General features: G+C 41.0%; 20 protein-coding genes. 15 read left to right on the top strand and 5 right to left on the bottom strand.

Annotated elements, in window-relative coordinates; all coding sequences use genetic code 11:
• Nucleotides 1–4: 4 nt before the first annotated feature.
• Nucleotides 5–298 carry a HesB/YadR/YfhF family protein gene (locus tag ACXADT_RS14335; RefSeq protein WP_270181954.1) on the bottom strand — a complete coding sequence of 98 codons (294 nt, stop codon included), beginning with the start codon at nt 296–298 and terminating at the stop codon, nt 5–7.
• A 146-nt stretch (nt 299–444) separates the two neighbouring features.
• On the opposite strand from ACXADT_RS14335, the gene ACXADT_RS14330 reads away from it, so the two are divergent.
• The 4 genes from ACXADT_RS14330 (at nt 445) to ACXADT_RS14315 (ending at nt 2,518) form a co-directional block, all read left to right on the top strand.
• Nucleotides 445–1,368 carry an SGNH/GDSL hydrolase family protein gene (locus tag ACXADT_RS14330; RefSeq protein ID WP_270181955.1) on the top strand — a complete coding sequence of 308 codons (924 nt, stop codon included), beginning with the start codon at nt 445–447 and terminating at the stop codon, nt 1,366–1,368.
• A 38-nt stretch (nt 1,369–1,406) separates the two neighbouring features.
• A complete protein-coding gene (locus ACXADT_RS14325; RefSeq protein WP_270181956.1) occupies nt 1,407–2,054 on the top strand; it encodes a uracil-DNA glycosylase family protein in 648 nt (215 codons plus the stop codon).
• A 136-nt stretch (nt 2,055–2,190) separates the two neighbouring features.
• Complete coding sequence (locus ACXADT_RS14320) at nt 2,191–2,328, top strand: hypothetical protein (RefSeq protein ID WP_270181957.1); 138 nt, start codon at nt 2,191–2,193, stop codon at nt 2,326–2,328.
• A 94-nt stretch (nt 2,329–2,422) separates the two neighbouring features.
• Nucleotides 2,423–2,518, top strand: coding sequence for a putative holin-like toxin (locus ACXADT_RS14315; RefSeq protein ID WP_425545208.1), 96 nt, complete (start codon nt 2,423–2,425; stop codon nt 2,516–2,518).
• A gap of 2 nt (nt 2,519–2,520) precedes the next feature.
• Here ACXADT_RS14315 and ACXADT_RS14310 read toward each other — a convergent pair whose 3' ends face one another.
• Nucleotides 2,521–3,396: a helix-turn-helix domain-containing protein gene (locus tag ACXADT_RS14310; RefSeq protein ID WP_474831712.1), complete on the bottom strand. Its 876-nt coding sequence runs from the start codon at nt 3,394–3,396 to the stop codon at nt 2,521–2,523.
• A 168-nt stretch (nt 3,397–3,564) separates the two neighbouring features.
• Between ACXADT_RS14310 and ACXADT_RS14305 the strand changes: the two genes are divergently transcribed.
• The gene (locus ACXADT_RS14305; protein WP_474811990.1) at nt 3,565–4,338 is read left to right on the top strand and encodes an SDR family NAD(P)-dependent oxidoreductase; all 774 of its coding nucleotides are present in this window, start codon (nt 3,565–3,567) and stop codon (nt 4,336–4,338) included.
• 50 nt (nt 4,339–4,388) lie between these two features.
• Here ACXADT_RS14305 and ACXADT_RS14300 read toward each other — a convergent pair whose 3' ends face one another.
• Nucleotides 4,389–4,946 carry a hypothetical protein gene (locus ACXADT_RS14300; protein WP_474831710.1) on the bottom strand — a complete coding sequence of 186 codons (558 nt, stop codon included), beginning with the start codon at nt 4,944–4,946 and terminating at the stop codon, nt 4,389–4,391.
• Between the two features lie 172 nt (nt 4,947–5,118).
• Between ACXADT_RS14300 and dat the strand changes: the two genes are divergently transcribed.
• The 4 genes from dat to ACXADT_RS14280 all read left to right on the top strand — a co-directional run bounded on the left by dat (nt 5,119) and on the right by ACXADT_RS14280 (nt 12,120).
• A complete protein-coding gene (gene dat, locus ACXADT_RS14295; RefSeq protein WP_474831709.1) occupies nt 5,119–5,952 on the top strand; it encodes a D-amino-acid transaminase in 834 nt (277 codons plus the stop codon).
• A gap of 189 nt (nt 5,953–6,141) precedes the next feature.
• A complete protein-coding gene (gene cshA, locus ACXADT_RS14290) occupies nt 6,142–7,608 on the top strand; it encodes a degradosome RNA helicase CshA (RefSeq protein ID WP_270181961.1) in 1,467 nt (488 codons plus the stop codon).
• Between the two features lie 110 nt (nt 7,609–7,718).
• Nucleotides 7,719–11,294, top strand: coding sequence for a dynamin family protein (locus ACXADT_RS14285; RefSeq protein WP_474831708.1), 3,576 nt, complete (start codon nt 7,719–7,721; stop codon nt 11,292–11,294).
• A 13-nt stretch (nt 11,295–11,307) separates the two neighbouring features.
• A complete protein-coding gene (locus ACXADT_RS14280) occupies nt 11,308–12,120 on the top strand; it encodes a sulfurtransferase (RefSeq protein WP_474831706.1) in 813 nt (270 codons plus the stop codon).
• Between the two features lie 44 nt (nt 12,121–12,164).
• Here ACXADT_RS14280 and ACXADT_RS14275 read toward each other — a convergent pair whose 3' ends face one another.
• Both ACXADT_RS14275 and ACXADT_RS14270 read right to left on the bottom strand, forming a co-directional pair.
• Entirely contained in the window at nt 12,165–13,319 is a 1,155-nt protein-coding gene (locus ACXADT_RS14275) for an aminotransferase A (RefSeq protein WP_474831704.1), read from the bottom strand.
• A gap of 306 nt (nt 13,320–13,625) precedes the next feature.
• Nucleotides 13,626–15,074 (bottom strand): PucR family transcriptional regulator, encoded by a 1,449-nt coding sequence (locus tag ACXADT_RS14270; RefSeq protein WP_474831703.1) that lies wholly within the window; start codon nt 15,072–15,074, stop codon nt 13,626–13,628.
• A 126-nt stretch (nt 15,075–15,200) separates the two neighbouring features.
• Between ACXADT_RS14270 and ACXADT_RS14265 the strand changes: the two genes are divergently transcribed.
• The 6 genes from ACXADT_RS14265 to ACXADT_RS14240 all read left to right on the top strand — a co-directional run bounded on the left by ACXADT_RS14265 (nt 15,201) and on the right by ACXADT_RS14240 (nt 21,626).
• Nucleotides 15,201–16,568, top strand: coding sequence for an aspartate aminotransferase family protein (locus ACXADT_RS14265; protein WP_474831701.1), 1,368 nt, complete (start codon nt 15,201–15,203; stop codon nt 16,566–16,568).
• Between the two features lie 17 nt (nt 16,569–16,585).
• Nucleotides 16,586–17,281 (top strand): CoA transferase subunit A, encoded by a 696-nt coding sequence (locus ACXADT_RS14260; RefSeq protein WP_474831699.1) that lies wholly within the window; start codon nt 16,586–16,588, stop codon nt 17,279–17,281.
• Complete coding sequence (locus ACXADT_RS14255; protein ID WP_270181968.1) at nt 17,251–17,907, top strand: 3-oxoacid CoA-transferase subunit B; 657 nt, start codon at nt 17,251–17,253, stop codon at nt 17,905–17,907. Before ACXADT_RS14260 ends, ACXADT_RS14255 begins: the two co-directional genes overlap by 31 nt.
• 3 nt (nt 17,908–17,910) lie before the next feature.
• Nucleotides 17,911–19,158, top strand: coding sequence for a peptidase (locus ACXADT_RS14250; protein ID WP_474831697.1), 1,248 nt, complete (start codon nt 17,911–17,913; stop codon nt 19,156–19,158).
• Between the two features lie 195 nt (nt 19,159–19,353).
• Nucleotides 19,354–20,208, top strand: a complete 855-nt coding sequence (gene ablB, locus ACXADT_RS14245; protein WP_474831696.1) for a putative beta-lysine N-acetyltransferase — start codon at nt 19,354–19,356, stop codon at nt 20,206–20,208.
• A 38-nt stretch (nt 20,209–20,246) separates the two neighbouring features.
• Nucleotides 20,247–21,626 carry a sigma-54 interaction domain-containing protein gene (locus ACXADT_RS14240; RefSeq protein ID WP_474831694.1) on the top strand — a complete coding sequence of 460 codons (1,380 nt, stop codon included), beginning with the start codon at nt 20,247–20,249 and terminating at the stop codon, nt 21,624–21,626.
• Nucleotides 21,627–21,655: the final 29 nt, after the last annotated feature.

Here is a 21,655-nt window from a genome sequence, read left to right as displayed (position 1 = left end):
TTGATCACTGCTTCCCATGTTGAAAAACGATTTCGTCTTTTTTTCTGCTGTATTTAACAGTGAAGTCAAGTTCTTCGAAAAACCAAATGTCTTTTTCTTCAACGAAAAACGTAATGCCTTCTTCTTCGGTCGATAAAGCTGGTTCAGTTGGGGCCTCAACGGTCATTCCGAGTGAGAAACCATCTTGAACGGTGCTGCATCCTCCTACGCGTACAAAAAAGCGGAGCGAATCACCTTTTTCTAATGCCATTTCACGCTTGAACCAGTTCAATGCTGGCTGGGTAATCGTTATCATCATAATTATTCCTCCTGACACTACACTACGTTACATATCTATTATAAAGATGTAATGTTATCTTGCAAAGGAATGCATCTGTTAGAATTAGTAGTTATAAGAAGATATAATAAGGGTATAGAAGGTATTGAACTGAGGAGGGCTTTAACTTGAGTAAGAAAAATATTTGGCTGATCGTTTTCCTCACCTTCGCCGGTGTCATCCTATTGAGTATCAAGCCAATCATGGAGCATAGGAGTCAGCGGCTGAATGAACTAAAACAAGCAGCTTCGATGATGGTCGTGAATGAAGTACCGAATGAAACCGTCATCTCTTCTATCGCTGAAAGAAACGAATTAGAAGAGGAAGAGGAAGCTGATTCACAAGAAAAAACGAAGGCTGCCCAAAACGAGAACGAACCTGAAGAGATAGAAGATGCTGATATAAGAATGGTTGGACTAGGGGATTCCCTTACAAAAGGAAGCGGTGATTCCACTGGTCAAGGCTATATCGGGCGTCTATCGACGAATATAGAGAGTGACACGGATACACGCGTTTCAGTCCAAAATTACGCAGTACATGGTAGACGAACACCAAAATTATACAAAATTCTTTTCGAAGAAGAAGTTGAGAATGCAGTGAGCGACGCTGATGTTATTTTGATGAGTATTGGCGGGAACGATTTGATGAAAGTCGTGAGAGAACATTTCTTAGACTTACAGATGGCAGATTTTCAAAGAGAGCAGTCTTCCTATGTCGATCGTCTTGATAAGATCATGAATCGCATTCGTTCTTTGAATAGCGATGCACCGATTATTTTCATCGGACTTTATAATCCCTTATTAGAGAGTTTCCAATCAATAACTGAGATCGATCAAATCGTTCAAAGGTGGAATGGCATAACACAGACCACTGTAGAAAAAGATGAGAACACAACGTTTGTGCCTGTTTATGAACTTTTCAATTCAGTTGATGAAAATCTGTTCTTTGAGGATCAGTTCCATCCAAACGACGATGGCTATGAATTGATGGCACGACAAATTCAATATCACTTAAATCAAAGTGACATCATGGATGATATCCCGATCGAATGAAGAGCACCTATAAGATATGAACAAAGGCAGTGGTTAACTTGGATAAACAATATGAAGAAGAATATAATCGATTAGCTGAGCGTTATTGTGTTGAGCCATTCATCACACCTAAATCTAGGTTGATTTTCATTCTAGAATCACCTCATGTTGCGGAGGTTAAGAATGGGGTTCCTGTAGCTGGAGCTTCAGGTGCTACGATGGCAAAAAAGCTATTCGGTCAGGAATACAACAAGCCGCTAGGATTATTGTTAAAAAAGCATGAAGAGGATGACGTCGATCGGCCTTCACTAGATACGATCGGATTGTTGAACGTATGCAACATCCCGATGCAGAAGCGTCCCTATCATCAAAATGACATCGAATCTGCTGCGGATTTATTAGAACGATTAGAAACAATTCGAAAATATAACCATAAGGATACTTTTAAAGAAGAAGAGCTCAATATCGTTCAATCGTTCATACTTCATAAGTTTAGGGAGCGTCTTGCTGCTTTATTAGATAAAGAAGTGACATTAGTACCGTGCGGGAGATTCGCGCAAAAGTTCTTCCGTCTCGCAAACGTTTCTAGCGAAAATTGGACGGTTATCGAAGATGTACCACATCCATCTTATAATTCATGGAGTCGAGAGCGCTATCAAGAGCCTGTTTCACAGGTGATCGAAGCATTAAATCGTCATAAAGTATAAGTAAGTTTATTGAAATGATCCATAAGCCTTATCCTAAGAAGGATAAGGCTTTTTAGTTATGTCCAAGCATAGAATAGGACAAACGCATAATTTTTCCCAAACCTGTAATATAAGTGTAACAAAGGGGGGTGAAGTGATGAAAAGATGGTCATTAATGCTACTCGTTTCCATCGTTTTATTAGGTGGCTATGCGATTGCTCCAGTAGAATCGAATGAAATGGCTCAAGGGGTTATGGTTCAACTCGATGAAGACGATCTACCATACTGTCACTAATTAATGAAAAGGGGTCTTTCACGTGTGTGCAAAAATGAAATACGATCGTAGAAAAATGAATAGTCCATAGCCTCATACGAAAGGAGGTAGCATGATGGAAGAGCTAATGTTATTCATCACTGCTGGTTTATTCTTTGTATCATTGTTTAACTTTATTGTGATTTTAATAGAAAAAACGAAGCATAAATAGGGTTAGCACCCAATCTTTTTAACAAACGTCTCGACGTGTTCTTTATAGGGTGTATTTTCTTCTAATTGAAAAATGGTGGATGAGGTGGACAAGTATGTTTGTGCAAGATCCTTGTTCCCAAGAAGGTGATGTAGCTTTCCACATTGAAAGGTGAGCTCACCAAATAAATAAAACCGCTGTTTCTCTCGACAAATTTGCACGCCATCTTTCGCAATTGAGAGCGATTTTTCGTAATCACCGGTAGAGGAAAGAGCTTTAGAATAATTATAGTATAGTCTGATCTCAATCGTCTCATCGTTGATGATAGGGTAAAAGCGAACATGATAGAATGCTTTCTTATACAAAGGAAGCGCTTGATCCCATTCTTTTTCTTCACAGTGTAAAATCGCCATACTGATTAATATTTCTATTTCTCGCTCAGAAAAATTTTTCGAGGTGGTTGCAGTTAATAGAAGGGCGTCCTTAAGTAACTGGAATGAACTGTGAGGATCATGCTCGATATAATAGTGGCAGATCGCCTTATGCCACAACAAAAACTGACGATTTTTAATCGTAGAAAAGAGAGGGTTGTTTTGTTCATCAGAGAGGATTTCAGCGACGGTATGATACTCACGGTTCTTAATGTGTCGCCTTACCTGACGACATACTTCGTTCACATAATCCAGGCGAGGCGTTTCTATCATATTAAAAAAGTAGTTGATGTCTACTCCTAGTCTAGATGCTAGGTGATAGAGAAGTTCTGCTGACGGTGAAACGTCACTGTTTTCAATCTGACTGATCAATGCTTGAGTACAGATGCCATCTGCTAAATCAGCCTGCGATAGCCCAAGGTACATTCGAAGTTCACGTAAGTAAGTTCCGAGTGTATCCTGTCGCATCTGCTATCCCCCTTTTAGTTTGATTATATCACAAGGAAATATTATCCATACATAATCTTTTTGTTTTGATTACCATAACAACATTATGTTAATTAAATAGTTGCAGGAAGTTCGCCCGATATCTAGAAGGAATTCATGTGACACAATTTTTACAAGGGGTGGGCTTTGGTGAATTATTTACCTTCATTCGAATTGACAGATCAAGTAGTAGTAGTAACAGGAGGAGGAAAAGGGATTGGAAGAGCCGTTGCGATCGGTGCGGCTGAAGCAGGTGCAGATGTTGCAATCCTTGCTAGAACTTCTTCTGATATTCAAGAAACGGCAGGTTTGATCAGAGATAAGGGGAGAAAGGCTTATCCGATTCAAACAGATATAACGAGCAAACAAGAAATTGAAGAAGCGGTGTCGCAGGTTTATCAAGAAGCTGGGAAGATCAATGTATTGATTAATAACGCTGGCATGAATATCCGATCGAAAGCTTCAGACGTAACGGAAAATGAATGGAATAAGATTTTCCAAACGAACCTTCAGGGGGCGTTTTTTATGTCGCAAGCATGCGCAGCCATCATGAGGGAACATGGGGGAGGTAAGATAATCAATGTTTCCTCAGTTGCAGGACATGTAGCTCTTCGTACGGGTGTTGTGTATGCTGCAACGAAAGCGGGCATGATACAAATGACGAAGAATTTAGCGCTAGAGTGGGCAGAAGATCGTATTTCAGTAAATGCGATCGGTCCTTGGTATTTCAGAACACCACTAACGGATCAATTGCTTGAGAATAAGGAATATCTTGAAGATATCTTATCAAGAACACCGATGAATAGAGTAGGAGAGTTGAAGGATCTCGTCGGAGCTGCCGTGTTTTTGTCCTCTGAAGCGTCGGACTATATGACGGGGCAAACACTATTTGTAGATGGCGGCATGACGATCTATGGATTTTGATCTATATGAAGTCAATATAAAAAACCGTTACAGAGTAACGGTTTTTTATATTAGTCAGCTACTTCTGCAGAGATGCTTGGAGCTGTAAGTCCAGCGTCTTCGTAAACTGTTGCTAACTTTTCTTCAGCTGAAGCGAATAGGTTATCTGATTCTTCATAAACATAACCAGCTTCATCAGATAGGTTTGATGCTTTTGTTTCATATGCTTTTGCAAGATCTTCTAGAGCGGCTTCAAGGTCACTCTTGTGAGCTTCAAGTTCTGCAGGAATTTCCATGCCACGAATATCTTCAGCGATCGTGTTTGCAGCAGTTTTTGCTTCTTCTTTCATCGTTGCAAGCTCTTCTTCAGATGGCTTTTCTTCTTGCGCTTTAGCAGCTTCAAAAGCGGCGATCGGTGCATCCTTTTCATTGATCATACCTGTAAGGTTCATTTGGAAATCAAGTAATGCACCTTTAACATCAGTTTGATCACCATTTTCTTCAGAGCTAGCTTGCTCGTTGTTCTGGCCGTTATTCTCAGAAGCATTTTCGTTAGCGCTATTACCATTGCTACAAGCTGCTGCGAATACTAAAACCAGAAGCATAGTTAGAGATAAAACCTTTTTCATCCGTGTAACCTCCTGAAATGTTAGAATGTTCTCTACAGATACAAATACTAGTCTAATAGCCACAATTTGTAAATAGATAATTTGTATTAAAATTAAAAAGTGTGTTTATACTTTTGACACAAAGAATATGTTAAGGTGAAATGGTATATATGTTAGACGGGAGTGGATTAACATGATTCTATTAAATGATGAAATAATATCAAAAGAAAACGCTTCTATTAATATAGAAGATAGAGGATATCAATTCGGTGACGGTGTCTATGAAGTGGTACGAATCTATGATGGCCGCTTCTTTGAATTAGAAGGTCATTTTGAGCGATTAGTAAGAAGTGCCAAGGAAATTCATATTGATCTGCCTTTCGATCAAGCAACGTTCACTAAGAAAGTGAATGAGCTAGTCGAACGGAATAACGTTTCGAATGGACACCTCTATATGCAAGTTTCTCGAGGCGTCGCACCTCGTAATCATCCATTCCCTTCAAAAGCTGAACCTGTGGTAGTAGCATATACCAAAGAATATGAAAATAATGAAACACCTCCACCTGGGAAGGCCATGTTCACAGAAGATATTAGATGGCTGCGCTGTGATATTAAAAGCTTAAACTTGCTAGGGAATGTACTAGCAAAAGAAGAGTCCAAAAAACAAGGGTTTGATGAGGCGATCTTCCATAGAGGAGAAATCGTGACAGAGGGAAGTTCTACGAATGTATTCATGGTGAAGGATAGCGTTCTTTACACGCACCCTGCTAATCAATTCATCCTTGATGGCATTACGAGAAGAGCAATCTTACGTGCTGCAGAGGATTCTGGGATCACCACTGTTGAAAAAGCGTTCAGTAAGTCACAACTACTTGAAAGCGATGAAGTTTTTATCTCGAGTACAACACAGGAAGTTAGACCTATTATCGAAGTTAGTGGTAATCAAATCGGATCAGGAACCATGGGGGATGTAACCGCTCTCCTGCAAAAGGAATTCAAAAAACGACTTCCGAATGCCGATTCATAAATGTAAAATATTTTTTTCTCGCAGTTGAATTTTTAATGCGATAGTGGTACTGTTAATTAGCGCTATATGTGAATGAAGAATTGCTTGTTTAGAGCATTTTCCAACATAAGGAAAATGCTCTTTTTAAAAATGATGTGGAGAGCATTCTCCAGTTTATAGCATTTAAATGTAAAAAGGAGTTTTTATACGTTGAAAAAATTTCAAGACCTTGGATTAAGTAATACAATACTCGAAGCTTTAAATCAGATGGGCTTCGAAGAAACGACACCAATTCAAGCTGGTACGATTCCTCTAGGACTACAGAATAAAGATGTAATCGGACAGGCTCAAACGGGTACGGGTAAAACTGCAGCGTTTGGTATTCCGATGATCGAGAAAATCGATACATCTCTATCACATGTACAGGGAATCGTTCTTGCACCTACTCGTGAGCTTGCTGTACAGGTAGCTGAAGAATTGAATCGTATCGGCCAAGCAAAGGGTGTCCGTGCGCTTCCGATCTACGGTGGTCAGAGTATCGGTCATCAGATCAAAGCCCTTAAAAAGCGCCCTCAACTCGTTGTAGCAACACCAGGACGCCTAATCGATCATATGGAACGTAAGACGATCCGTCTTCAAGAAGTTTCCTTCGTTGTCCTTGACGAAGCAGATGAAATGCTTAACATGGGCTTCATCGAAGATATCGAAAAAATTCTTAAAGGTGTTCCTGAACAGCGTCAAACGCTTCTATTCTCAGCGACGATGCCTAAGCGTATCGCGATCCTTGCAGAGAAGTTCATGACGAACCCTGAGACGGTTAGAACGAAATCAAAGGAAATGACTGTTCCTCAAATCGATCAGCATTACTACGATGTACGTGAACCGAAGAAATTCGATCTACTTTGTCGTCTTCTTGATATTCAGGCTCCTGAGCTAGCAATCGTTTTCGGTAGAACGAAAAAACGTGTTGATGAAGTAGCGGAAGGCCTTAAGAAACGTGGCTATATGGCAGAAGGCATCCATGGTGATCTTCCTCAAGGCAAACGTGACCAGGTGATTAAACAGTTTAAAGACGGTACCATCGATATCATGGTAGCGACAGACGTAGCTGCTCGTGGTCTTGATATCAGCGGAGTTACACACGTTTATAACTTCGATATTCCTCAAGACCCAGAAAGCTATGTTCACCGTATCGGTAGAACAGGACGTGCTGGTAAGTCCGGTCTCGCTTCAACATTTATCACGCATCGTGAATACGATCACCTTAAGACGATCGAAAAGATCACGAAGCGTTCGATGCAAAAGCGTTCGATTCCAAGCTTTGCTGAAGCGATGGAAGGGCAGCAGCAGTCTGCTATCCAACAGCTTCAAAGCACGATCGAAGAACAGGATCACAGCGGATATCGTTCTTCAGCTGAGCAGCTTCTAGACGATCACGATCCAGTAACGCTCGTATCTGCAGCTCTTAAGCTTCTAACTAGAGAACCAGATACAACGCCAGTTAAAATTACAGACATCGCACCTCTACGTGCGAAGAAAAGCCATGGCCGAGGTGGTGGTGGCGGCCGCGACCGTCGTAACCGCAACGACCGCGGTGGACGTAAAGGAAACTACCGTCAAGACCGTAGTTCTGGTGCAAAGCGCCGTAAGTTTAACGACAAAAAGAAAAATTCTTAATTATCATAGCCGGGGCCTTTCCCGGCTTTTTTTCATATATAAATACTGGGAAAAACCCTTTGAAAACGTTATCCTTATAGAGACACTACTTTGAAAGGCAGCGGAACGATATGAAAAACAGTCAGCAGACAGTACAACTAAAAAATACAGAATTACTGATAAAGAGGCTAGCACTAATCAAAAACGAGTTGGATTCTAAAGAAGTTTCTAAAATCGAACAGCTAATTGCGAAGCTTGAGAGTGGAGAGCAGCACTTTTTATTTTCTGGTCATTTCTCTGCTGGAAAGTCTACTTTAATCAACTCATTATTCGATCGAGATCTACTACCATCGAGTCCGATACCTGCTAGTGCAAACACAGTAAGGGTGAGAAGTGGAGAAGAGGGTGCAGCCGTAGATTTCTTTAATGGCAAAAGAATGGTGTTTCAAGCACCATACAATATTGACACAGTAAAAAACTACTGTCTGAACGGTGATGAAGTGGCTCAAGTCGAGTTGAGTGCTCCGTCGTCTTTTCTTGAAGAGGACGTCATTCTTATCGATACGCCAGGAATCGATTCAACGGATGAGGCGCACCGATTAGCGACTGAGAATTCAATGTATGTAGCTGATGTTGTGTTTTATGTAATGGATTACAACCATGTTCAATCTGAAGTGAACTATCAATTCATTCGTGAGCTCCATCGTCAGAAAAAGAAAATTATTTTAATCGTCAATCAAATCGATAAACACAAAGAATCAGAGTTATCCTTTAGCGCGTTTAAGAAGTCTGTAGCTTCTTCTTTTCAAGCTTGGGGCATGACGTTAGAGTCCTTCTTCTTCATCTCACTCAGGGACCGTTCTCACCCACATAACCAGTTTGAGCAACTGAAGGTGTATATTGAAGGACTTGCAAAAAAATCAAAAGAAGACAAGGTTCTGAGCGTATACGAGTCTGCCCAATCATTGATTAACGAAGTGACGACGGTTCATCCAGAAGATGATGAAGTGAGCGACGCTGTGTCTGCTATGTCAAAAGCAATCGCATCACAAAAAGAAAGAATTGCTCAAATGCAGGCAACGTTCGATTCTGAGGCAACAAACATTACGAAGGGTGCTATGTTGATGCCTTATGAGGTAAGAGAGGCAGGAAGGGCATACCTCGAATCCATACAGCCGGGCTTTAAAGTTGGATTGATTTTTCGCGATAAAAAAACGGAGCAAGAAAGAGAACAGCGGCACGACGTTTTCGTAGAGAAACTAAAAGAACAGGTCAAGTCTCAATTAGAATGGCATTTTCAACAGTTGCTACTTTCACTAGAAGAAGAGGCAGGAATGGTTCAGAAGAATGAATTAGCTGACTATGCCGTTTCGGTTGATTACGCGATTGTGAAGCATGAAGCTGAAAAAGGTACAGGAGCAACTGGCGAGGCTGTTTTACACTTCACAGAGAATATATCAAACAGGTTGAAGTCTCAGGTCAAAGGACAATCAGAACGTAAAAAAGACGCTCTTATAGAGAAGTTAGAGAAAGAATTGCAAAATTTTCAAGAAGAAGAGAAAGAGAAATTCTCTAATGCAGTAGGTAAAGAACGAGCGAAGGAATATTTCAAGTTAGTGAATGAAGCGTCCAAAACGCAGGAAGGATTGGAAGATCTATTAACAGGGAAACGCGATTCAGAAGCTAAAGGAATCGATATGGAAGAGCTTCTTGAGCTTCCTAAAAAAGAGGTTATTTATGTAGAACCTGATCACTCGACTGAATCTATAAAAAGAACGCATGTAGAGAGAAAAAAAACAATTGCCGATACCAGCTCTCATGATGATCTACCGTCTCGAAAAGAAACCGTTACAGCATTGAATAAGGCTGCCGAGATAATCCAAGACGTTCCTGGACTTACTCAAAGTCGTCGTTCACTGCTGTCAAGAGCGGATAAGCTTGAGCACAAATCGTACACAGTTGCTCTCTTTGGGGCGTTTAGCGCTGGTAAATCTTCATTTGCTAATGCGCTGATCGGTGAAAGAGTTCTTCCTTCATCTCCAAATCCTACGACGGCAACTCTAAACAGAGTATGTCCCGTAAGCCCTGATCACGTGCACGAAACAGCTGATGTGTTTTATAAAACTGAGGAAGAACTGCTAAAAGATATTCAGCATTCACTTGCGTTCTTCGGTGAGAAAACTTTCTCGATTGAAGATAGTTTACGCTTAATTGAGAGTGGAAAAATATTCGCAAGAGAATCCTCAGATACAAAACCACACGCATTGTTTTTAAGAGCGGTTTTAGAAGGTAAATCACAGCTTGACTATTTAGGAAAACGTCGTACTGTTGCGATAGAAGAGTACAAAGATTTAGTTGTTAACGAATCTAGAGCTTGTTTTATCGCTTCCATCTCCTTATATCATGACAACGCTCTTACTAGAAAAGGAATTACTCTAGTCGATACGCCAGGGGCTGACTCGATCAATGCGAGGCATACAGGGGTTGCTTTTCAATACATCAAGGAAGCAGATGCGATTCTCTACGTTACCTATTATAATCACGCATTTTCAAAGGCTGACAGAGAGTTTCTCATCCAGCTCGGTAGAGTTAAAGACGTTTTTGAAATGGATAAGATGTTCTTCTTGTTGAATGCGGCAGACCTTGCAAAAGATAGTGAGGAACTTTCGATTGTTGAAGAACATGTTGAGGACCAACTTGGTCAATACGGGATACGACAGCCTACGTTATTTCCAGTATCGAGTTTAGTTGCCATGACCGATGAAGCTGGCGTTTCAACACTTCCAGACGTATTGCAAGAAAAGGGCGGTGTGAAACGGTTTGAAGATCGTTTCTATACGTTCATTGAGTCTGATCTATCGAAAATGGCAATCCAGTCGAACTGGAGTGAGCTTAACCGAATGATTGTGATGCTTGAATCATGGTTAACGAATTTTGATAGTAATAGTGTTGAGAAGGAAGAGGATATCGAGCGGTTAAAAACAGCGAAGTCGAATGCGGTCAAGAAGATAAATGAGTTTTCTGTTAAGTCTACAGAAAGTAAGATCAAACAAGAAATTGAAGAGCTAATTCATTATATTCCTCAACGTCTTTTTTATCGGTTTGGTGATTTTTACAAGGAAGCATTTAACCCGTCCATGCTTACTAGAAAAGAGGGGTTAGGTAAAGCGATAAACGACCTTATAGGGGACTTAGAAAAAGATTTGATTCAAGAAATGAGAGCAGCTTCACTAAGGATGGACTATTTTATTCAACATGAATTGAAATCAAATCATCGAGAATTATTCAATTTGATCAACAAAGAGTTGCCAGATTTCTTAAGTGAAATGGATAAAATTGAGGAGATGGAAACTCCAGAATTTACAGCTTCTTTAAAAAAATGGATTTCTAGTGAAGAACTAGTGAAGACTGCTCGGTCAGAATATAAAAGTTCAAAGCAGTTCTTTGAACAACAAGGTAGTGCAAACCTGCAAACAAAACTCTCAGCTCTTCTAGAGGAGCCGGTGAAACGATATGTGGAACGTATTAAAGAAAGTTTAGAGAGCAAGGCTCATCGCTTTTATGATCAGCAAGTGATCAATGTAAGAAAAAACATCGAGAAGAGTGTAGATCAGTTTGTAGAGTCTCAAATCGAAATGAAAATGAGCTCTATTGAGAAAAAGCAGCTTGCAAGTAAGATCAACGAACTTAAGTACCTAGCAATGTAGAGGAGGGAGACAGATGAACAATATTGTATCAGTTGACTGGTTAAAGAAACACCTCGGTGATGAAGATACTATAGTAGTAGACTGCCAATATGATTTATCTGACAAAGAAAGTGGGTACAACGCATACCTTAATGGACATATCCCTGGTGCTCGTTATGCAGATCTAGAGAAGGATCTATCAGGACCAGAAAAAAAGCATGGCGGTAGGCACCCCCTCCCGAACAGGGACAAGCTACAGGCTGCATTAGAAAAGCTTGGAATCAACGAGAACTCAAATGTAATTGCATATGACAGACAGATGGGCGCTATGGCTTCAAGGTTATGGTGGCTACTTGGCTACGCTGGTCATACGAATCGAGCAGTTCTCGATGGTGGAATTAAAGCATGGGAAGATGCTGGGTATAGACTTGAATCGGAAGAAGTAGAAGTGAAGCGTACCGCATACCCTATTACACTTAATGAGGAAATGATCGTTACGATGGAAGAGGTAAGAGACGCAATCAAACGAGGAGAAAAAATCATCGATTCAAGAGCGGAAGAAAGGTATTTAGGACAAAATGAACCGATCGATAATCGAGCTGGCCATATCCCAACTGCGACGAACCTGTTTTGGAAAAACCACTTAAATTCAGATCATACGTGGAAAGACAAAGAGAGTAGGGGAGGGGTAACGAAAGAAAATAATGCCCCCATCATCTACTGTGGCTCAGGTGTAACCGCTTGTGTGAACCTACTGGCCTATCACGATGCAGGAATTGACGCAAAGCTTTATCCCGGCAGTTTTAGTGACTGGATTAGCTATGAAGACAATCCTATCGAACCGTAAAAAAAAGCGAGTCCTGATTCAACAATCAGGACTCGTTTTTTATTTTATAACTTAGAGAGGAATGACTCGAGACGATCCATGCCTTCTTTTAGAATTTCCATATCGTATGCGAACGAAATCCTCACATAGCCTTCACCATATGCTGAAAACGCGCTTCCTGGGACTACAGCAACGTTTCCTTCATTTGCAAGCTTCATCGCGAAGTCAAAGGAAGACATGCCAAATTGTTCGATCGATGGGAGGATATAAAAAGCGCCATCAGGCTTAACAGGAGAGAGGCCCATGTCTACAAGTCTGTTAAACACATAGTTCATTCGGTTTTCATATTCTGTCCTCATTGGAATGGAATCATTTGCCCCATGTTCGAGAGCTTCTAATGCAGCATGCTGTGATACGGAAGAAGCACACGAAACGTTGTACTGATGAACCTTTAAAATATGCTTTGCGATATTCGCTGGGGCGAATAGGAAACCGATTCGCCACCCGGTCATTGAGTGTGATTTAGATAATCCGTTGATGACGATCGTCTTATCTCGCATCCCTTCAAATTGTGCGATCGAGGTATGCTTTCCGGAAAATGCTAACTCTGAATAAATTTCATCAGATAAAACAAAGATCTCCTTATCTTTCAGTAACTCGGATAGATCAGCTAATTCTTGCTCAGAAAGAGCTACGCCTGTCGGATTTGAAGGCGAAGGAAGAATGATGCATGTTGTTTTTGGAGTCAAAGATTTTTCAATTAAGTCACGTGTAAGCTTAAAGTCATTCTGTCTTGTATCGATATGAACAGGTGTTGCTCCACAGAGTGTAATGATCGGCTCATACCCTGGGTACACAGGTCCAGGCAATAGAACTTCTGAGCCTTCCGTTAGAATCGTACGTAACGTTATGTCTATAGCTTGGCTCGCTCCTGAAGTTGTAATGATCTCATGATTTGGATCATAAGATAAGCCATATTTTGATTGGACAAAATGTCCAATTGCTTTCCGTAACTCGATCATACCAGCATTGTGTGTATACGTAGTTTTATTGTTATCGATTGCAACTTTCGCAGCATCTTTAATGTGCTCTGGAGTATGAAAGTCTGGCTGACCGATCGTGAGTGAAATCATGTCTTTGTAATCAGCAACCATATTAAAGAATTGTCTTATACCTGATATTTCAATTGATTTTACTTTTGGGTTGAGGAGGTGTTCCATAGTCGCGTCTTCCTTTCAGAGAACAATATAAACATAATTGTAGCATAGTTTTATTGGTATCGTCGAAATGGACTGAATCGATCCTTTTTTCCACAATCCCCTTTTTTCTCACCTGTTGATAAATGCAGGAATCCTTAGTATGATAAGCTTTCTGACACTTATCAACAGGTGAAACCATATACCCTGTAGAGGTATTTTTGAAAGTTTAGGGGGTATCATGGTCGGTGAGTAATTACCCACAGAATTCTGTGGATAACCAATTTTCTGACGATATAAAAAGTCCGCACGCTCAAATGCGTGCGGACTTTAATTTGAAAGAATACGGTCGGTTAGATAAGCTAACAGTGCGATTTGAATGTGAATGCGAAGCTCGTAGGAATAAATGTTGATTCCGGTTAATTTCTCAAGCTGTTTGATTCGATAGTTTAATGTGTGGCGATGAACAAAAAGTTTTTCTGCGGTTCGATTGATGACGAGATTGTTTTCAAGAAACGTCTCAAGTGTTTTAAGAAGTTCTGACTGATGTTTTTCATCATAATGGATAATTGGAAGCAAAAGAGGTTCGTAGTACGTTTTGAGGTCTACGCCATTGTCTTTTAGCTGTATAAACATTTGATACGCGCCAAGTTCTTCATACATTACGATTGGATTACCTTTATACTTTGAGAATAAATGAGCGGCATAAGCTTCTTTGAGTGCCTTGTCGAGATCATGAATTCCGACGACGTAGGAGCTGATGCCAGAAGAAGAGCTCTGAGTTTGAAATGCATCGATGTCAGTGAAATCTCCTGTGAGTAAAAGTATAAGGTGATCGATTTTCCTTTTTGCAATGCCTTTTGTCTTGGTTATAAGCCGTTCGTGAACGAACTTTTCTAGGTGTTCGAGGTTATTTGAGGAGATGATGACGATTCGATTCTTTCCTTCGAAATCAAATCCTAATTCATTGCTTTTCTTTAGGATGGCTTCTTCACTTTCATAGTTCTTTGTAAGCAATATATCTAAGAAATCAGCTTGAATTTGAACTTTCGTATCATGAATAATTTGTAGTTTTTGAAATTCGATTGCAAAGATCGGGATAGCTTGCTCTAACGCTAGGCGGTCTAAAGGTGAGATGTCACCTTCTTTTTGAATCACCATCTTACCGATGACCCGTCCATCTCCTCTTATCTGATACGTCTCCTCTACGTGAATTTTTCTATGAACGAGTGATGAACTTGCTAATAGGTTTTGATCTTTATCATATAAGAACACATTTCCGTTGATAAGCTTCGATAGAGATCGTGAAATGACAGAAAGTCCCACGTTTTTTAAAACGAGTGAAGTTAAATCTTCTTGTATTCGCTGCGTATATGCGAGCATAGAAAGCTGTTTGTTAACGAGCTGTTCGAGGATACTCCTCGTCACAGTTGAAAAGTTCATCGTTCTAGGTATCTCGAGTAAAGGTAGCCCCGAACGATTAGCAGCTTCGATCATACTAGTTGGAATCACATCGAGATAGAAGCCAGTATGAATGGCGAGTGCTGATAGTTTCCTGCTCGCTAGCGTATCGATTAAATCTGAATAAAATCCTTCTGCTTCATGCCAACCATACGCTGTTGTAATTAAAAACTCACCTTCATGTAAGCGTGAAACATCCTCCATCACTTCTACAATCGTGATCCATTTAATGTTATTGTGAAGCCCCTGTTTTCCTGCGATCAATTTTATTTCTTTCATCTCTGGTAATTGAAGCGCTTCATATACTGTGATCGACATGGATGTCCCCCCCTTCTCTTATCCAAATCGTACAATAAAGTCAGAATTTTTTGTATAAAAAGTAGATAGAAAATTCCTGTATTTCATCATAGGCTAATAATAAAAAGAAAAAGGGGAAGTGATTTTATGAATAGAACTCATTTAATCAAACCACTTCTCGGATTGGACTATGGGGTCATTTCTCACGGTCAGGGAATTTACTTGTATGACGAAGATGGCAATACGTTTATAGACGGTTCTTCTGGTGCCATAACTGCGAACTTAGGTCATGGCGTTAAGGAAATCAATGAAGCGATGACCAAGCAAGCTGAGAAAGTATCGTTTGTTTACCGTTCACAGTTCACTAGTCGTCCCGCTGAAGAATTAGCCGAAAAATTATGCAACTCAGCACCTGGGGATTTAAATTATATCTTCTTTGTAAATAGTGGTTCTGAAGCGATGGAAACAGCACTGAAAATCGCTGTTCAATTTTGGCAGGAGCAAGGGAGGCCTACAAAGAACAGAGTAATATCAAGATGGATGAGCTACCATGGGATTACGATGGGCGCATTATCGATGTCAGGACATGTGATACGTAGAAGTCGCTTTTCTTCCATGCTAGAACATTACCCATCTCTCTCTCCGCCTTATTGCTATCGATGTACGTTTGAGGGGAAGTGCCCGAACTGCTCGGAACTTTATGCGGCAGAATTTGAACAAACAATTCAGAGACTCGGTGCTGATACGATCGCAGCATTTGTTTGTGAGCCAGTGATCGGCGCAGCCGGAGGAGCCGTTGTGCCGCCTGATCACTATTTTAAAGCGATGAAAAAAGTTTGTGATCGCTATGATATTTTATTTATCGCTGATGAAGTAATGACTGGACTTGGGAGAACAGGAAAGATGTATGCGATGGAACACTGGGGCGTTCAACCTGACATCATCGCATTAGGGAAGGGAATGAGTGCCGGATTTACACCTATGGCAGGAACGTTAGTATCAGACCGAATCATCGAAACGATCTATAATGGGTCGAAGATTGTCCTGAGTGGTCATACGTTTAGCGCGAATCCCTTATCATCGGCAGTTTGTCTAGCGGTCTTTGACTATTTAGAACGTAACAACGTCATCAAAAATGTTGAACAACAAGGTAACCATCTTATGAAAGGTTTAGTGAAGCTCAAATCCTTTTTTCCAATCATAGGAGATGTAAGAGGAAAGGGTCTACTCACAGGCATAGAACTTGTGAAAGATACGATATCAAAAGAACCGTTCCCACTTGAACATCAAATAACCAATAGGTTGATCAGTCATTGCTACGATGCTGGGTTACTCGTCTACACTGCTGCAGGAGGACTAAACGGATCAGCAGGCGATGCAATTCTCGTTGCACCACCCCTCATCATAAACGAAAAAGAAATAGACTTGGTACTCGATAAACTTTATAAAGGATTCACGAGTTTAATGAAAGAATTGATGGATCAGGGACTATATGAAGCAAGATCGATCAGTTGATAAAGGGGAGGAAGAAAATGAGAAAGAGTAAACTCTGCCATCTAGATGATCTTGACCTTTTGAAAGATGGAATGACGATCATGTGCGGTGGTTTTGGAGGCGTTGGTTCTCCACCAACCTTGATCGATTGGATATTGGATTCTGGCATAAAGGGTATTACGTTGATTTCTAACGATGCAGGGTTTCCCTGGATCGGACCAGGAAAGCTCGTCACTGAGAAGCGTGTGAAAAGGTTGATCGCTTCGCATATAGGTTCGAATCCAGAGGCTGGGAAGCAGATGCATAGCGGAGACCTTGAGGTAACGTTTTACCCTCAAGGAACCCTTGCTGAGAAAATTCGAGCAGGCGGCATGGGACTCGGAGGAATCTTGGTGGACGTTGGACTAGGAACGTCGATCGAAGAAGGAAAAGAGAAAGTTACCGTTAATGGAAGAGAATATATGATTGAACCTGCATTACAAGCAGATTTAGCGATAATTTCGTGTAGAAAAGCCGATGGGTATGGGAACCTCATTTATGATCAAAGTGCGAGAAATACCAACCCCCTCGTCGCTTCAGCAGGGAATATTACGATAGCAGAAGCTGATGAAGTTGTGGATATTGGACAGCTGCATCCTGAAGAGATCATCACACAGGGTGTTTTCGTTGATCATGTCGTACAAAGTAAGGGGGTTGATTGGAAATGGGTATGGGAGCTGAAACAAGAAAGTTGATCGCTAAACGAGCAGCAGAGGAGATTGAGTTCGGGATGATGGTTAACCTTGGAATCGGTATTCCTACTCTCGTAGCTGATTATATTCCGGATTCTTTAGGGGTCATGCTCCACACGGAAAACGGGATATTAGGAATGGGAGGAAGTCCTGAACGAGGACACGAAGATGGAAATCTTTCTAATGCGGGAGGCTATCCCGTATCGATCATCAAAGGAGCTTCATTTTTCGATAGCGCTGAAGCGTTTGGGATGGTTCGAAGGGGCCATCTCGATATTACGATTCTTGGCGCATTAGAAGTAAGTGGTAAAGGTGATATTGCAAACTGGATCGTCCCAGGAAAACGGGTGCCAGGTATGGGAGGAGCGATCGACCTCGCTCAAAAAGCAAAAAAGGTGATCGTTCTGATGAGTCATACCACAAAGGATGGCAAGCCCAAAATACTTACAACCTGTTCGCTTCCTCTTACTGTAAAGGAAGGAGCAAACATGATCATAACAGAGAGGGCTGTACTTAAGATCGAGAGTGGTGGTCTGAAGCTGATTGAAATTATGCCAGGATACACCGTTGAAGACGTCCTTAATTCAACTGAAGCGGAAATTGAAATCGAGCTCGTCAGGAGGAATTGAAGCATGGAAAAAAACGTAAAGGAATGGATGGAGAGAAACAAAGAATATGGAATAGAACTTTTACAAAAGCTCGTTACATGTGACAGTGTGCAAGGGAACGAAGCGTATGTACAAGATATCGTTGAAGCAGAACTTAAGCAGTTAGAGTTACAAGTCGATCGGTTTGTTCCGGGTGAGGAAACGACATCTCACCCTTTCTTCTGTGCCAACCGTACTGACTTCTCAGATAGCCCGAACGTCGTAGGTGTAAGAAGAGGTACGGGTGGAGGACGTTCACTGATATTAAATGGTCACGTTGATGTTGTGCCCCCTGGTAAGAGAGAGGACTGGACTAGTGATCCATACAGTGGTGAGGTAAAAGACGGAAAGCTTTATGGAAGAGGTTCGACAGATATGAAGGGCGGCAACACCTCTATGTTACTCGCTCTTAAATGCTTGAAAGAACTAGGTGTTTCTCTAAAAGGAGACCTGATCTTTGAAAGCGTCGTAGAAGAGGAAAGCGGTGGGACAGGTACGCTTTCAACCATTCAGAGAAATTATAAAGCAGACGCTGCACTCATTCCTGAACCGACTAATTTGAAAGTGTTTCCGAAGCAACAGGGTTCCATGTGGTTTCGATTACGGATCAACGGTCAATCTGCTCACGGGGGAACACGGTATGAGGGAGTTTCAGCGTTAGAGAAGAGTTTGATTGTAATCAACGCGATTCAAGCTCTCGAAAGAAATCGCAACCAAAATATAAACGACCCACTCTATAAAGAAATTCCTATTCCAGTTCCGATCAATTTAGGAACAATAAAAGGAGGCGACTGGCCGTCTTCTGTTCCTGATCAAATTACGATCGAAGGCAGGATGGGTGTTATTCCAGGGGAGACTTTAGAGGATGCCAAGGAAGAGATGGCGAGCGCGCTTAACGCGATTGATGATGAATGGTTAAAGAAGCATCCCGTCGAACTCGAGTGGTTTGGAGCTAGGTGGCTCCCAGGAGAAGTACCTGTCGAACATCCATTGCTAGCTATCTTACAGCGTAATTATAAGAAGAGCGCTGGTGAAGAAATACAAATCGAAGCATCTCCTTGGGGGACTGATGGAGGCCTACTTACTGAATTGGCAGATACCCCTTCTTTAATCTTTGGTCCTGGAGAAACAGCTCTTGCTCATTATTCGAATGAATATGTAGACATTGATAAAATGATGCTCGTTGCAGAAATTTACGTTCATACCATTATAGAATGGTGTGGCCAAGCATAAGAAAATATAGTTAGCAATTCTTTCAGTTTAACTGATGAAGGTGATTAGCGTAAGCATCTAATAATTAGAACACGTCATTAGACATTTTTTTAAGCTTGATAAGAACGGGAAACCGTTCTTATTCTTTTTATTGTGGAGGAATTCAGTAAGAAAAAAGCGAAAAAACCTAAAAAGGAAATAAAGGTGGGGGAAGGAATGGAAGAGCATAGAGAATTAGCGATGGACCAGCACTATAAAGGGACTGACTATGCATTTCAATGTAATCACGATCTTTTTAATGAACGTATTAGAATTGAACACTACTCAGGAAATATAAAGCATGTGATCGCTCATGTGCTTCGTCTTTTTACAGACGATTATTCAAAATGTATCGTCAAAGTGAAAGAAGGAGATTTTTCAACATTTATCAGCATGGGATTTTCATATGAAGGAACAATTAATCGCTACTTTTCTGGTGTCGATATGCATGTGATGACGAAGTATAAACAAAGCTGGCGCCGTAATGCGAAACGCTGGGAAGAAGAAGAAAAAATCATCGATGGGGTATTTGCGAAAACACCTTCACCTCTCTCTGAAAAACCAAACATGAGACGAGCGTCTGAGAAGGATGCAGAAAAGCTATCAACCTTGTATAAAGAGGTATTCGACGTATACCCAACTCCGATGGACCAACCGGAGTATATACGAAAAGTAATGAAGGAAGGCACGATCTTTTATTTGGTTGAAGATGATAAAAAAATTACGAGCGCCGCATCTGCAGAAGTAAACAGAACGTTCCAGAATGCCGAGATTACAGATTGTGCAACGTTACCTGATAGTCGAAAAGGTGGTACGATGAGACATCTGATTCACGCTCTTGAATCCACCCTATTAGAGGAAGAAATCTACTACGCCTACTCGATCGCGAGGAGCTTATCGTTTGGGATGAACGCAGTCTTTTGCCAACTTGGATATGAATACGGTGGAAGGCTCACTAATAATGTGAAAATTTATTCCGATTGGGAAGATATGAATCTATGGAGTAAATCTCTTGGTGTTAGTGCCGAATAATTGGCGATGCAGACGGAAAATGGGCGGGAGGGTAGCTTATGGTCAAACAAAGCGCCATGACGGATGGGATGTTTCAAGCAATATTAGAAAGCATCGATGAAGGAATCCATGCTGTTAATAGTGAGGGTTTGACGATCTATTATAACGAAATCGCCGCGAAGCATGATGGATTGAATGTCGAAGATGTCTTAGGAAAACACTATCTTGAAGCATTCCCTTCACTTTCTAAAGAAACGAGCACACTTTCATATGTTCTTTCAACAAAGAAGCCGATCTTTAATAAAGATCAAACATATAGAAATGTAAGAGGAAGTCTTGTCTCTACCATAAATACCACTCTTCCGATCATCGTGAACGATGAGCTAGTAGGTGCTGTTGAAATTGCGCGGGATATCAGTAGAATAAAGAAACTTTCTGATAAAGTGATGGAACTCCAAGCTAAGTTGACGAACAATACTTCAAAGGAATTCGATAATGGCACGTCATACACGTTTACAGACATCATCACATCAGATGAAACGTTTCTGAAAGTGAAGAAATGGGCACGGATGGCCGCGCAACAAGTATCCCCTGTTCTCGTGTATGGGGAAACAGGTACAGGTAAAGAGCTAATTATTCAATCGATCCATAATGCTTCAGGAAGAAAAGGAGCATTTATCGCTCAAAATTGTGCAGCGTTGCCTTCAAGCATTCTAGAATCTATTTTGTTCGGTACATCTAAAGGGACGTTTACAGGTGCTGAAGAACGACCTGGTTTGTTTGAGTTAGCTGATAAAGGAACGTTGTTTCTCGATGAGATCAATTCGATGCCAATAGAAATACAAGCAAAATTGCTACGTGTTCTTGAAGATGGTGTTATTAGGAGAGTGGGAGCAGTCAAAACACGTCGTGTCGATGTTCGGATCATCGCAGCGTTAAACGAAGAGCCTGAATTAGCACTAAAAGAAAAAAGGTTACGAGAAGACTTGTTTTACAGATTGAATGTCGTGTATTTGAAGATTCCGCCTTTGAGAGAAAGGCGTGGGGATATACCTGACCTAATCCATCATTTCATCCAAAAGTATAATACTGTATTAAACAAAAATGTTCAAAGCATTGAGAAAGATGCTTTATCGCTACTGTGTGATCGGAAGTGGCAAGGTAACGTTCGAGAGCTTGAGCATGTTATCCAATCAGCGATGAACTTCTCAGAGACCGACAAATTGTTAATAGAGGATTTCCCTGCTATACAAATAAGCGAGACTCCAATGCAGTCGTCTGGATCACTTCGCGACGTGCTACGCCATACAGAAGTTCGGTTAATCGAGAAGGCTATGGAAAGCGCAGGAGGAAACATTCAGAAAGCAGCCAAGCAGCTTCAGATTCCTAGGCAAACATTGCAATACAAACTCTCGAAATACGAAGGTGCCGAAAATTGAGCATAAATTATTTATGCGAAAGAAAAGGT

This window comes from Anaerobacillus sp. ABR4_321 (assembly GCF_056158505.1).
Note: the sequence above shows the minus strand (reverse complement) of the source record. Positions and strands in the feature narration are given on the sequence as shown.

What these genes read in the sequence shown, in the direction of transcription:
- ACXADT_RS14300 (WP_474831710.1), bottom strand. Translation starts at nt 4,946, where the DNA reads ATGAAAAAGGTTTTATCTCTAACTATGCTTCTGGTTTTAGTATTCGCA.
- ACXADT_RS14320 (WP_270181957.1), top strand. Translation starts at nt 2,191, where the DNA reads ATGAAAAGATGGTCATTAATGCTACTCGTTTCCATCGTTTTATTAGGT.
- ACXADT_RS14335 (WP_270181954.1), bottom strand. Translation starts at nt 298, where the DNA reads ATGATGATAACGATTACCCAGCCAGCATTGAACTGGTTCAAGCGTGAA.
- dat (WP_474831709.1), top strand. Translation starts at nt 5,119, where the DNA reads ATGATTCTATTAAATGATGAAATAATATCAAAAGAAAACGCTTCTATT.
- ACXADT_RS14270 (WP_474831703.1), bottom strand. Translation starts at nt 15,074, where the DNA reads ATGTCGATCACAGTATATGAAGCGCTTCAATTACCAGAGATGAAAGAA.
- ACXADT_RS14310 (WP_474831712.1), bottom strand. Translation starts at nt 3,396, where the DNA reads ATGCGACAGGATACACTCGGAACTTACTTACGTGAACTTCGAATGTAC.
- ACXADT_RS14280 (WP_474831706.1), top strand. Translation starts at nt 11,308, where the DNA reads ATGAACAATATTGTATCAGTTGACTGGTTAAAGAAACACCTCGGTGAT.
- ACXADT_RS14250 (WP_474831697.1), top strand. Translation starts at nt 17,911, where the DNA reads ATGGAAAAAAACGTAAAGGAATGGATGGAGAGAAACAAAGAATATGGA.
- ACXADT_RS14265 (WP_474831701.1), top strand. Translation starts at nt 15,201, where the DNA reads ATGAATAGAACTCATTTAATCAAACCACTTCTCGGATTGGACTATGGG.
- ACXADT_RS14315 (WP_425545208.1), top strand. Translation starts at nt 2,423, where the DNA reads ATGGAAGAGCTAATGTTATTCATCACTGCTGGTTTATTCTTTGTATCA.
- ACXADT_RS14275 (WP_474831704.1), bottom strand. Translation starts at nt 13,319, where the DNA reads ATGGAACACCTCCTCAACCCAAAAGTAAAATCAATTGAAATATCAGGT.
- ACXADT_RS14255 (WP_270181968.1), top strand. Translation starts at nt 17,251, where the DNA reads ATGGGTATGGGAGCTGAAACAAGAAAGTTGATCGCTAAACGAGCAGCA.
- ACXADT_RS14260 (WP_474831699.1), top strand. Translation starts at nt 16,586, where the DNA reads ATGAGAAAGAGTAAACTCTGCCATCTAGATGATCTTGACCTTTTGAAA.
- ACXADT_RS14285 (WP_474831708.1), top strand. Translation starts at nt 7,719, where the DNA reads ATGAAAAACAGTCAGCAGACAGTACAACTAAAAAATACAGAATTACTG.
- ablB (WP_474831696.1), top strand. Translation starts at nt 19,354, where the DNA reads ATGGAAGAGCATAGAGAATTAGCGATGGACCAGCACTATAAAGGGACT.
- ACXADT_RS14240 (WP_474831694.1), top strand. Translation starts at nt 20,247, where the DNA reads ATGGTCAAACAAAGCGCCATGACGGATGGGATGTTTCAAGCAATATTA.